General features: G+C 35.0%; 11 protein-coding genes. 5 read left to right on the plus strand and 6 right to left on the minus strand.

Features of this window, described 5'->3' with window-relative positions:
• The first annotated feature begins 25 nt into the window (after positions 1 to 25).
• Positions 26 to 1,066: a family 16 glycoside hydrolase gene (locus CHB80_RS18070; RefSeq protein WP_089372914.1), complete on the plus strand. Its 1,041-nt coding sequence runs from the start codon at positions 26 to 28 to the stop codon at positions 1,064 to 1,066.
• 95 nt (positions 1,067 to 1,161) lie between these two features.
• Here the strand turns inward: CHB80_RS18070 and CHB80_RS18075 are convergent, their stop codons facing one another.
• The 3 genes from CHB80_RS18075 to CHB80_RS18085 form a co-directional block, all read right to left on the minus strand.
• Positions 1,162 to 3,189, minus strand: coding sequence for a M3 family metallopeptidase (locus tag CHB80_RS18075; RefSeq protein ID WP_089372915.1), 2,028 nt, complete (start codon positions 3,187 to 3,189; stop codon positions 1,162 to 1,164).
• A gap of 260 nt (positions 3,190 to 3,449) precedes the next feature.
• Entirely contained in the window at positions 3,450 to 3,929 is a 480-nt protein-coding gene (gene purE, locus CHB80_RS18080; RefSeq protein WP_089372916.1) for a 5-(carboxyamino)imidazole ribonucleotide mutase, read from the minus strand.
• 18 nt (positions 3,930 to 3,947) lie between these two features.
• Entirely contained in the window at positions 3,948 to 5,093 is a 1,146-nt protein-coding gene (locus CHB80_RS18085; RefSeq protein ID WP_089372917.1) for a 5-(carboxyamino)imidazole ribonucleotide synthase, read from the minus strand.
• A 213-nt stretch (positions 5,094 to 5,306) separates the two neighbouring features.
• On the opposite strand from CHB80_RS18085, the gene CHB80_RS18090 reads away from it, so the two are divergent.
• The 4 genes from CHB80_RS18090 to CHB80_RS18105 all read left to right on the plus strand — a co-directional run bounded on the left by CHB80_RS18090 (position 5,307) and on the right by CHB80_RS18105 (position 9,152).
• Positions 5,307 to 6,419: an adenylate kinase gene (locus CHB80_RS18090; RefSeq protein WP_089372918.1), complete on the plus strand. Its 1,113-nt coding sequence runs from the start codon at positions 5,307 to 5,309 to the stop codon at positions 6,417 to 6,419.
• Positions 6,420 to 6,526: 107 nt separating this feature from the next.
• Positions 6,527 to 7,528 carry a GTPase ObgE gene (gene obgE / locus CHB80_RS18095; protein ID WP_089372919.1) on the plus strand — a complete coding sequence of 334 codons (1,002 nt, stop codon included), beginning with the start codon at positions 6,527 to 6,529 and terminating at the stop codon, positions 7,526 to 7,528.
• Between the two features lie 67 nt (positions 7,529 to 7,595).
• Complete coding sequence (locus CHB80_RS18100) at positions 7,596 to 8,120, plus strand: DUF4136 domain-containing protein (protein WP_143337177.1); 525 nt, start codon at positions 7,596 to 7,598, stop codon at positions 8,118 to 8,120.
• Between the two features lie 60 nt (positions 8,121 to 8,180).
• Positions 8,181 to 9,152, plus strand: coding sequence for a tetratricopeptide repeat protein (locus CHB80_RS18105; RefSeq protein ID WP_089373003.1), 972 nt, complete (start codon positions 8,181 to 8,183; stop codon positions 9,150 to 9,152).
• Here CHB80_RS18105 and CHB80_RS18110 read toward each other — a convergent pair.
• From CHB80_RS18110 to CHB80_RS18120, 3 genes are all read right to left on the minus strand, one after another.
• Positions 9,149 to 9,889: a M15 family metallopeptidase gene (locus CHB80_RS18110; RefSeq protein WP_089372921.1), complete on the minus strand. Its 741-nt coding sequence runs from the start codon at positions 9,887 to 9,889 to the stop codon at positions 9,149 to 9,151. The genes CHB80_RS18105 and CHB80_RS18110 overlap by 4 nt on opposite strands.
• Positions 9,886 to 10,827 (minus strand): GNAT family N-acetyltransferase, encoded by a 942-nt coding sequence (locus CHB80_RS24755; protein WP_179218210.1) that lies wholly within the window; start codon positions 10,825 to 10,827, stop codon positions 9,886 to 9,888. The genes CHB80_RS18110 and CHB80_RS24755 overlap by 4 nt, the downstream gene beginning before the upstream one ends.
• Before the next feature lie 75 nt (positions 10,828 to 10,902).
• Positions 10,903 to 12,048, minus strand: a complete 1,146-nt coding sequence (locus tag CHB80_RS18120) for a gliding motility-associated C-terminal domain-containing protein (RefSeq protein ID WP_089372922.1) — start codon at positions 12,046 to 12,048, stop codon at positions 10,903 to 10,905.
• Position 12,049: the final 1 nt, after the last annotated feature.

The raw sequence follows: 12,049 nt of genomic DNA on the forward strand, positions 1-12,049 counted from the left end.
ATTGGTAGTGATTGTCATAATAAATATGTCGACACTACTTGGACAAGAAAAAATGGATGAAATTCCATTAAATGAGAACACTTTGATTTTTAGTAAAAGTACTCAGTATGCTTTTGAAACTATAGATGGTAAAAATACCTTAGTACTTAATGGAAGGGCTGAAGTTAAGAACGCTTTTTTTTCAAATGGTACAATTACAGTAGATGTTTTGGCAAATCAAAAAAGAAGTTTTGCAGGTATTACTTTTAGAAAACAAGATGATACTTTTGAGGAAGTTTATATACGTATGCACAAATCTGGAGAACCAGATGCATTACAATATACTCCAGTATTTAATAATGAAAGTAATTGGCAATTGTATCCAGAATATCAAACAGTAGCAATTACAAAGAATGAAGGCTGGAATACATTAAAAATACATGTTATGGATAATGTAGCTGAAATATTTGTTAATGGAAAAAGCATGCTAATCGTAGACGATTTAAAAACTGACCATAAAGCTGGTAGTATTGGTTTATTTGCTCTTTTTGAAAATCGTTTTGCTAACTTGAAATTTTCAGAAAATAAAAAGGTGATTAATGCTAAAAAACAAGATGATAAAACTATAGAAGGGTTAATCACAGAATGGCAATTATCAGATCCAAAACCTTATAATGAAGTAGATGACTTTGATAAATTATTGAATGTTGCTCATAAAAAAAATGTAAAAACAGAATCTAATGGTCTTTTACTTATTTCAAAATATGTTGTAAAACCCTCAAGAGGAATGTATGAAAGGAATAGTGAAGATTATGTTATTGTTGAGACATCAATAGATTCTAATTCGGAAATAATAAAGAGTTTTTCTTTTGATTATAGCGATAAAATAATAGTATATCTAAATGGAGAATTATTATATATAGGTAACAACGGTTTCCGTTTTAAAAATATTCAGTATAAAGGACATTTAAAAATGGATACAAACCGTATTCCTTTAAAACTAAAGAAGGGTAAAAATTTATTACAATGCATAGTTGTAGAGAAAGCTAATGGTTGGGGCTTAATGGGACGTGTTACAGATTTATGATTAACAAAAGAATCTTTAAACTGAAACCTCAGAATACTTTAATTAAAAAAATGCCATAAAAAAAGCGCAGTAGTACTGCGCTTTTTTTATGGTCACTAAATAAGTCCCGCTCTCCTAAGTAAAGCATCAGGTTGAGGTTCTTGCCCTCTAAATCGTTTGTATAACGTCATTGGGTTTTCTGTACCTCCTTTGGATAATACATGCTCCTTAAATTTTTGAGCTATCTCTTTATTGAAAATACCGTGTTCTTTAAAATATTCAAAAGCATCGGCATCCAATACTTCTGCCCATTTATAGCTATAATATCCAGAAGAGTATCCTCCTTGGAAAATATGAGAAAATGAAGTACTCATACACGTTTCAGGAGTTGGAGGGTATAAACTCGTTTCAGAAAAAGCTGTTGTTTCAAATGCTTTTACATCGGTAATAGCAGATGGGTTTTGACTATGCCATGCCATATCCATCAGTCCAAAACTCAGTTGACGTAAGGTTTGCATTCCTTCTTGAAAGGTAGCAGAATCTTTTATTTTCTGAATCAGTTCCATGGGGATTACTTCCCCAGTTTCGTAATGTGTTGCAAATAATTCTAAAGCTTCTTTTTCATAACACCAGTTTTCTAATACTTGACTCGGAAGTTCTACAAAATCCCAGTACACAGAAGTGCCAGATAGGCTAGGGTAGGTAGTATTGGCAAGCATTCCGTGTAATCCGTGTCCAAACTCATGGAATAAAGTGGTGACCTCTCCAAAAGTAAGTAAGGAAGGTTTGCTTGGCGTAGAAGGAGTAAAATTACATACGTTAGATACATGAGGACGTTCATTAATCCCATCCTTCATCATTTGTGATTTAAAAGATGTCATCCAGGCGCCACCACGTTTTCCTTTACGCGGATGGAAATCTGCATAAAATAAAGAGATAAAATTCCCATCTGCATCTAGTACATGGTATGTTTTTACTTCTTCGTGATATGTATCTACATTAAATACTTCTTCAAATTGAAGCCCAAATAGTTTTTGAGCTACGGTAAATACACCAGCAATGACATTTTCTAATTTGAAGTACGGTTTTAATTGCTCGTCATCCAGATTAAATAATTTTTGCTTTAGTTTTTCAGAATAATAAGAACCATCCCATTTTTCTAATTGTTCAATGTTGTCTTCCGCTTTCGCGAAATTTTCTAACTGAGCAAACTCTCGCTGTGCTGCAGGTTTTGCTTTTTCCAATAATGTGTTTAGGAACGCAATGACTTTACTAGGCGTTTCTGCCATACGTTCTTCTAATACAAAATGTGCATGGGTTTCATACCCAAGAAGATTCGCACGTTCATGTCTTAATTGAACAATTTCTAGTACATTTTTTTGATTGTCATGCTCATTTCCTTTAAAAGCTTTGCTTCCAAAAGCAATAGAGAGTTCTTTACGTAATGCTCTATTGGTAGCATATTTCATAAATGGAATATAACTTGGGTAATCTAATGTAATCACCCATCCTTCTTTATCTCTGCTCTTAGCTGCACTTGCAGCGGCTTCTTTAGCGCTTTCTGGTAACCCCTCTAGATCGCTTTCATCTGTAAGATGTAATTCATACGCATTTGTTTCTGCCAATACATTTTCACCAAACGTAAGTTTTAATTTTGCTAAAGATGCATCTATTTCTCTCAGTCTAGATTTCTTGTCTTCAGCTAAGTTTGCGCCATTGCGCGCAAAACTTTTATATCTTTTCTCAAGAAGAGTTTGCGCTTCTACAGATAGCGTAAGAGTATCTTTTTGATCATATACATGCTTTATACGAGCAAACAATTGTTCGTTAAGCGTGATGTCATTTCCAAATTCAGAAAGTAATGGAGATACTTCTTGTGCTATTTTTTGAATGTGATCATTCGTTTCGGCACTATTCAAATTAAAAAATACACTAGAAATACGATCTAATTGTGCCCCTGCATAATCAAGTGCTACAACGGTATTTTCAAATGTAGGTGTATCTGTATTATTTGTAATCGTATCTATTTCTTCTCTAGCCATGGTAATGGCTGTTTCAAATGCAGGCTTAAAATGTTCATTTTTAATACTTGAAAAAGGAGCTTCGTTAAAAGGAAGTAAGAGTGGATTATCAGCTATGTTCATAATAAGCGGATTTAAAATATAATTTAATTGTGTGTTTCGTCGATGTTTTTGCGTATTTCATCTGTTTTTAGATAATGGTAGTCAGACTTTTTCATGAGTTCTGTAGCTACATAATATCTTTGACGTGAGTTTTAGTGAGAATTCCCCAATTCAATGTAAAAACATAAGGTTTGATACTATTTAGGATGGTTAATAAATACAAATTCAATACCCCAACGTTACATTGATTGATAAAAGGCCACTCGGAGGAGTGGTCTTTTTTATTTTAGACTTTTAGCCCCGTCAATCACTTTTTGTTTTAGTTCTTCTTTATAGGTCATAATTCTATCTTGTATTTCAGTATTTGTTGCTCCCAAAATTTGAGCAGCTAGAATACCTGCGTTTTGAGCTCCATCTAAAGCTACAGTTGCTACAGGAACACCACCAGGCATTTGTAAGATAGACAATACAGAATCCCATCCATCTATAGAATTACGAGATTTTACAGGAACGCCTATAACGGGAAGAGGAGATAATGAAGCAACCATCCCTGGTAAATGAGCAGCACCTCCAGCGCCAGCTATAATAACATTAATCCCTCTTGTATGTGCATTTTGACCATAATCAAAAAGTTTTTCAGGCGTGCGATGTGCACTTACAATATCTACCTCAGTAGCAATTCCTAAATGTTCAAGGATATCGATGGCTTTTTGCATAACTGGAAGGTCGCTTGTACTTCCCATAATGATTCCTACTTTCATATGCTTTTGTATTTTTTATTATTCAGAAATTACTTTAATCATCTTTTTGACATCTTCAGCAGTAGCTCTAGCAACACTAATATCTTGGTCTACAATAGTAACATGTCCCATTTTTCTATAAGGGCGTGTTTCTTTTTTTCCATAAATATGAGCCGTGACACCATCCATTTGCATGATGTTTTCAATGTTTTTATATAAAACTTGCCCTTGGTGATTTTCTTCGCCTACTAAGTTTACCATCACAGAAGCTACTTTACTAGCGGTTTTCCCTAAGGGCAAATCTAAAATAGCACGGATGTGTTGCTCAAATTGATTTGTATAACTTCCTTCTATGCTATAATGTCCACTATTATGTGGTCTAGGTGCAACTTCATTGACTAAAATATCATCATCTTCTGTTTGAAACATTTCAACAGCTAGTAATCCTACATGTTCAAATGCTTTAGATACTTTTTCGGCAACAGCTCTTGCTTTTTGGGCGACATGGTCATCAATACGAGCAGGACAAATTACATATTCTACTTGATTTGCTTCCGGATGAAATTCCATCTCAACAACAGGGTAGGTGGTAACAGCACCCGAAGGATTACGAGCTACAATCACAGCAAGTTCATTTTTAAAAGGAATCATCGCTTCTGCAATGCAGGGTACTTCTGGTAATTTTTCCAAATCTTGAGCCGTACGAACTACGGAAACCCCTTTTCCATCATATCCGCCAGTACAGGATTTCCATACAAATGGAAAAGTAGGTGCATCTTCTAGGAGAGCACTCGCAGATGGATATCTTTTAAAAGAAGCTGTTGGAATGTCCTGATCTATATAAAATTGCTTCTGTATCCCTTTATCTTGAATATTACGCAATGTTTTTGAAGATGGATATACAGTAATCCCTTCTTTTTCTAATGCCTCAAGTGCATCTACATTTACAGACTCTATCTCAAAAGTAAGTACATCTACTTTACGGCCAAAAGCAACCACAGTATCATAGTCCATAAGACTTCCTTGTTCAAAATAATTACAAGCAATTCTTGAAGGCGCTTCAGCACTAGGATCTAGTACATAGGTTTGGATATCATATTTTCGAGTGTCATAAAGCATCATTTTGCCTAATTGACCACCACCTAAAATACCTAATTTAAATTGTGAAGAAAAATAGTTTTTCATAGGAGTACGCTCTCAACAATGTTGAGGTTTATGCTGAGCCTGTCGATGCACGACAAGCATAAAAAATTAAAACCCAAAAATACAAAAAACCTTGTTTCTAATCTCTTATCTATCTGCCAGAATTTAGAAGCTTTTTAAGAGTTTCTATTTTAAAGAATCCTAATTTGTGATTTGTAGTTTTCTGGTGGTATCTTTGCGCCTTTGTAAAAGGGTATGAAAACAATACAATTACACGATTTGACTTTTGAGCAGTGTATCTCAAACACAGAAGTACAGCAAGCTGTAAATGGTGTTGCGGTGCTTATTAATGATGAGTATAAAGATAAACGTCCCGTGTTTTTGACCGTCCTCAATGGTGCTTTTCTTTTTGCTTCAGAACTTATTAAGAAGTTTGATTGTGAGTGTGAGATGAGTTTTATCAAAGTGGCAAGCTATGATGGACTAGAACAAAGTGACGAGATCTTTACGGTTATGGGCGCAGAACCTTCTTTAAAAGGTCGTGATGTTGTTGTAATAGAAGATATTGTAGATTCAGGTAATACCATAGAGACGATTATACAAATTCTTGAACAGGAAGAAGTAGCTTCTTTTAAAATTGCCACCTTATTTTACAAGCCAGAAGCCTATACAAAACCATATACGATAGATTATATAGGCCTAGAAATTGCAAATGACTTTGTTGTTGGATTTGGACTAGATTATAAAGGACTAGGACGTAATCTTACAGCTATTTATAAACTTAAACAACCACACATGAAGAACCTTGTTTTATTCGGCCCTCCAGGTGCAGGAAAAGGAACACAAGCAGATGTATTAAAAGAAAAATACGATCTCGTACATATTTCTACTGGAGATGTATTTAGATATAATATAAAAAATGCAACCGAATTAGGAACATTGGCAAAATCATATATGGATAAAGGACAATTAGTGCCTGATACCGTGACGATTGATATGTTAAATGCAGAAGTAGAAAAGAATCCAAATGCAAACGGATTTATTTTTGATGGCTTCCCTAGAACCGAAGCACAAGCAGAAGCATTAGCAACATTACTTGCTTCAAAAAGTACCGAAGTTGCTGCTATGGTGGCACTAGAAGTAGATGATGAAGTACTTGTGCAGCGTTTGTTAGAAAGAGGAAAAACATCGGGTAGAGCTGATGATGCTGATGAAGCAGTAATCCGTAATCGTATCAAAGTGTATTATGCAGAAACAGCGATCCTTAAAGGATACTATGAGAAGCAAAATAAATACTTTGGAGTAAACGGTGTAGGAAGTGTTGAGGAGATTACAGCACGTTTAAGTACTGTGATTGATGCGTTATAAGATACATTATTAAGTAATGATATAGGTTTGGTACGCTTTCGCGAAAGCGTATAATTATAAATTGTAACTCGGGATACAACTTCCCGCCTACGTGAGTATTAGAAAAAATGACTGAAGGAAATTTTGTTGATTATGTGAAAATTCATGTTACTTCCGGAAACGGAGGTGCAGGTTCTGCGCATTTACATAGGGAGAAGTTTATTGAAAAAGGTGGCCCAGATGGTGGTGATGGTGGTCGTGGAGGTCATATTATCATCAAAGGAAATAAAAACCTTTGGACATTATTACATCTTAAATTTAAACGTCATTTACGTGCTGGACATGGGGGTAATGGGGCAAAATCTAGATCAACAGGTCATGATGGTCAGGATGAATACATTGAAGTACCACTAGGAACCACACTTAAAGATTCTGAAACTGATAAAGTGATTTTTGAAATCACCGAAGATGGACAAGAATTTATCGCCGCCGAAGGAGGAATGGGAGGTCGAGGAAATTGGCACTTTAAAAGTAGTACCAACCAAACACCACGATATGCACAATCTGGTATAGATGGTTATGAAGTAAGTCTTACTTTAGAACTTAAAGTGCTGGCAGATGTAGGATTGGTTGGATATCCAAACGTAGGAAAATCTACATTACTCGCTGCAATTACAGCCGCAAAGCCTAAAATTGCTAATTATGAGTTTACGACACTTAAACCTAATCTAGGGATTGTACAATACAGAGATTTTAGATCGTTTGTGATGGCAGATATTCCCGGAATTATAGAAGGCGCAGCCGAAGGAAAAGGAATAGGACACCGATTTTTACGTCATATAGAACGTAATTCTACGTTACTTTTTATGATTCCCGCCGATGCCGATAGCATTGCTGGACAATATGATGTATTACTTCACGAGTTGCAGAAATATAATCCAGAAATGCTGGATAAATCACGCATTATTGCTATTACCAAAAGTGATATGCTAGATGATGAGCTTAAAGCAGAACTTACCGAAGAATTAGATAGAGAATTACCTATTCCTTATTTATTCATCTCTTCTGTTACACAACAAGGCCTAACAGAACTCAAAGATGCACTTTGGAAGATGCTTAATGAAGAATAGTTAAGAAATCCTAAAATACAATATAACTCAATTCGTTTTGTTTACATTTAGAGAAAATACGAATGTAATGCGAGTATTATTTTTAATAGGTATAGCCGTTTTTATAACGAGTTGTGGATCTACGTTTGTAGACTATGATTATGATGAAAAGGCTTCTTTTGAATCATATAAAACATATCAATATGATTTGCGCGAACCAACGGGACTTTCAGAGTTTGATGAGCGACGTTTTATAAAATTCACAGATAGTATTTTGGAAGCAAAAGGATATACCCGTACAGATTATAATAGTCTCTCTATTCTTATTCAAGCTTCAGAGTATGAAACAACCTCTCGAAATACAATTGGAGTAGGTCTTGGCGGAGGTGGAAGAAATGGAGGCGTTGGTGTGAGTGGAGGAATTCCTATAGGAGGACGTGAGCAACATCAACAAATTACATTAGAGTTTTATGATATGGATCATGGCGGAAAACTTGTTTGGCAAGCTATAAGCGAAAGTAATGTAAAGGTGAAATCAACACCAGATCAAAGAGATACTTACTTTAAAAAATTGGTCGAAAAAATATTCAAAAAATACCCTCCTAAATCTTAATTTTAATCTAAACCAAGCTTGGCATTATTTTCGTATATATTTGCAAAAATTACACATTCTATGAAGTGGATTCTCTTCTTATTGTTATTCCCTATCTGTAGTTTTGCTCAGGTAGATACTTCTAATACCGCTTTCGCGAAAGCGGAAACCTTTTTTAATAATAAGAAATACACACAAGCAAAACCTATTTTTCAATCCTATCTAAAACAGCATCCTAATGATCTCAAAACACTAGAGTATTTAGGAGATATTTATGGATATGCCGAAGACTGGGATGAAGCTATAAATTATTACGAGAAGCTAGTAGAACTAGCTCCAAAAGTAGCCAATTACCATTATAAGTATGGTGGTGTGTTAGGGATGAAAGCACTAGCAATAAGCAAAATAAGAGCTTTGGCTCTTGTAGGTGATATTAAAGAAGCCTTTGTGACCGCAACCGAATTAGATCCTACACATATAGAAGCACGCTGGGCATTAGTAGAATTTTATATTCAATTACCTGGAATTATAGGGGGGAGTGAAAGTAAAGCAAAACGCTATGCTAATGAGCTTTCTAAATTATCTCCAGTAGATGGGTATCTAGCACATGGATATATCGCAGAATATAACGATAAGCCTAAAGACGCAGAGTATAATTATAAGAAAGCGGTAGCTGTAGGAGGCTCTGTGGTTTGTTATACCAAATTATACGAACATTATGAAAAAAATGATGCCCCAGATAAAGCACTACAAGTACTAGATGAGGCACGGAAAAAATACAATTCTGAAAATCGATTACACTACCAATTAGGGAAAATAGCAGGGCAATATGGTATCGGACTTGATCAAGGAATAGAATGTCTTGATAAATATATCATGAATTATACGCCAGCCGATGGCGTTCCTAAAGATTGGGCGTACTATAGACTTGCGCAGATATATAGGCATAAAATGGAAAAACAAAAGGCATCTGTTTGGATTTCAAAAGCACTGGAAGATCGTCCTGACTTTAAAGAAGCATTGGCAGAAAAGAAAATTATAGAGTTGCTTTAACCTATTAAATATGGATTGATATCCAATATATTTTCTTGAATGTATCGATCAATAAATGCTGAGGTAAGATGCTCACTTCCTAGTAATTTGTTTTCTTGTAATATTACTTTTATGTCTAATTCTTTATAACTTTTTAAATACGGTATAGATAATGGTGCATAGCTATAATGCCATGGTTCATACTTAAATCCTTTTCTATCTTTTCTATCTGTATATACTAAGTAAAACCCAAAAGAATTTGCATGTACATCCATCCATTCTTTAAACTTGCAGAAAGGTCCAGTACCGTGAAACTTTGAAGGCACAAGAACATCTCCAGTTACTTTTGGTCTACCGTCTATAAGATCGATGTCTGTTCCCCAATGATGTCTAGATGTTCCAGGAATGGTAGAATACGCTATAATCTTTTGAATCGCTTGAGTAGGAGAGAGCCCGCTTTTGCGAAAACGATTATACTTGCGTTCCCAAATACTATTCTGATGCGCATAATTTCGGTAACTAGACACTACTTTAACCTGAATTTTATCTTTTAAAGCAGCAGCTTTTAATCGCTCAAAAGCACTAGCAGCATCAGGGCGTAATTTATATCCTGTTCCAGAAGTTAATACTGGATTTCCTTTCCCTAATAATTCATTTCCAGAAATTTGATTCTCTGTAATAGATGCATAAAGTTGTACAGGAATTGTAGCGGCGATGCTTCCTAAAATGGCAGTTTTGGTAAATGTTCTACGATTCATTCAAGTTCTTTTTTCATTAAATAATGAGGACCTATTAACGGAATATCAAATTCAGGGCCAATAGTCTCATACCCCATATTTTTATAAAAAGAAACAGCTATAATTCTAGCATTAAACCACAATAAGGTACAATTTCTTTCTTTAAGTATCTTTTCTCCTTTTTTCAATAAAAGCTCAGCAATGCCTCGCCTACGATATTCAGGGAGTACAGCCATCCCTCTAAGTCTGTATTGAATGCCCTTAAAAATAGGTTTGGAATCATCCATAAAGGAAGCAACACCTACAATAGCTTCTTTGTGAAAAATACCTACGTGAAATGTAGATTCTTTTTCATCGGCTTCCATATATACATCTTTAAGAGGTCTCCCTTTACGTAATACAGGATGCCGAACCGGCCAGGTTTCTTCAGCAGTAATTTGCTTTAAGATATAATCAGGGTTGTCCTTACGATAGAGCTTTGCAGGCAGTCCATCATAATCAAAATCTTTTACAAAATGCATATCGCATTTTTTGATCACAGTATGTGAAGCCAAATTATGTATATGCGCATGTGCCACTAAGAATGGATATTTTAAAGAGTCAAAGGCAAATTGTATTACGGCTTTCGCACTTTCTGTTGCATACCCTTGGCCCCAATAGCATTTATAAAAACGATAGCCTATATCAACTACGCGATCTTGAGAATGATATTTTAAACCGCACCATCCTAGAAATTCTTGATCAGATTTGCGTATAACCGCCCAGCGACCAATACCTGTTTTTTTATAGGCATCATACGTTTTTATAAATGTATGTGCTTCATCAACATCTTTAAATGGAGTATCTCCAGTATATTTTATTACTTCTGGGTCGGCATTCATTTGAAAGAAATGGATACCATCTCCTTTTTGAAATTCGCGTAAGAATAATCTATCAGTTTCTATAATAATAGCGCTCACAAATGGTGTCTCTTAGTTTTGCTTTAAAAATAGAAAGAAACGAGTAGGCTACCTAAAAAAATAATTACGCATTATTTATCTATTGATGTAAAAAGCGCCAGCAAGATCTTTTTGATCTTGTAATTTTAAAACATAAAAATAAGTCCCTACAGGAAGTTCTGAACTGCCATCTATAGTTGCTCTTCCATCAGAAATACCGCCAAAAGAATTATCATAGTTCTTTTTTCTAAATACTTCTACACCCCATCTATTAAAAAGAATCAATTCATTATCTGGACTTGTTTCAAGCCCTTCAATAATTAATGTGTCATTTTTTCCGTCTCCATTTGGTGATATCAAAGTGTATACAGTAATAGCTCCGTTACCTCTTAAAACAGAGCCAAAAGTAAGCGCACTGTATAAGTTCGGTTCAATAATATCAGAAGTGATTTCTCCCGATTCCATAGTTCCAGAAAAAGAGCTATTCCCTAAATTCACCCATTGGTTAAGTGCTGTAGAAAAACCAACAACTCTAAGAGATGATAGCTCATCAGCCAATATAGGAATTTCACTTTGCTCGTCCCAAGTTAATGTCACTCGAGCGGGCAATGTGCCATCTAGATCCCAGTATTCTTTTTCACTAATAATAGACAGTGTATTTTGAAATAAATCTGTATTGAAGAAACCAGTAAGGGTAGAAGGGGAGTTCGGATCTTCAAAGAAGTATGCCGCTTTATATAACGTAAACGTATTATCTAATGGTAATACAGTCATTGTCCGAAGCCTAAAATCATCCCCAATAGGAAACCTGAAATCTAAATCTCCTGCATTGTTTATATATCCATCTACATGGGTATTGTCTCCTTCTCCAGTATAAATACCATTATTCCTAAAATCTAACGTAACTCCTATAGTATTTCTAGGGGTAATGATTCGTCCATTTATAAAATCAAAGAAGTTGGTGACACCTGTAGAAACTTCAAAAAATAGGTCGTCAGGAACATCTACTTCCATATCAAAAAAGATAGGCTCATTGGTTCCAGATATAGTAAGACTGTTGTTCTGATTGTAAAACCCAGCTAAGCCAAGATTATTATCAAAATCTCCATCATTAATTAAATCAATATGAAATCCAATTTGTCCTTGATCGTGTATCTGTACATTTCCAAAATTGTGAAATGCTGTTTGCGCTTTCGCGAAAGCAAAAACAGAAATTAGCACTATAGTGATATAATATTTCATA

The organism is Dokdonia pacifica (assembly GCF_900188275.1).
GTDB classification, from domain to species: domain Bacteria; phylum Bacteroidota; class Bacteroidia; order Flavobacteriales; family Flavobacteriaceae; genus Dokdonia; species Dokdonia pacifica.

Excerpts from the sequence above, each read along its gene's own strand:
- CHB80_RS18070 (WP_089372914.1), top strand. The coding sequence starts at position 26 with ATGTCGACACTACTTGGACAAGAAAAAATGGATGAAATTCCATTAAAT.
- CHB80_RS18075 (WP_089372915.1), bottom strand. The coding sequence starts at position 3,189 with ATGAACATAGCTGATAATCCACTCTTACTTCCTTTTAACGAAGCTCCT.
- purE (WP_089372916.1), bottom strand. The coding sequence starts at position 3,929 with ATGAAAGTAGGAATCATTATGGGAAGTACAAGCGACCTTCCAGTTATG.
- CHB80_RS18085 (WP_089372917.1), bottom strand. The coding sequence starts at position 5,093 with ATGAAAAACTATTTTTCTTCACAATTTAAATTAGGTATTTTAGGTGGT.
- CHB80_RS18090 (WP_089372918.1), top strand. The coding sequence starts at position 5,307 with ATGAAAACAATACAATTACACGATTTGACTTTTGAGCAGTGTATCTCA.
- obgE (WP_089372919.1), top strand. The coding sequence starts at position 6,527 with ATGACTGAAGGAAATTTTGTTGATTATGTGAAAATTCATGTTACTTCC.
- CHB80_RS18100 (WP_143337177.1), top strand. The coding sequence starts at position 7,596 with ATGCGAGTATTATTTTTAATAGGTATAGCCGTTTTTATAACGAGTTGT.
- CHB80_RS18105 (WP_089373003.1), top strand. The coding sequence starts at position 8,181 with ATGAAGTGGATTCTCTTCTTATTGTTATTCCCTATCTGTAGTTTTGCT.
- CHB80_RS18110 (WP_089372921.1), bottom strand. The coding sequence starts at position 9,889 with ATGAATCGTAGAACATTTACCAAAACTGCCATTTTAGGAAGCATCGCC.
- CHB80_RS18120 (WP_089372922.1), bottom strand. The coding sequence starts at position 12,048 with ATGAAATATTATATCACTATAGTGCTAATTTCTGTTTTTGCTTTCGCG.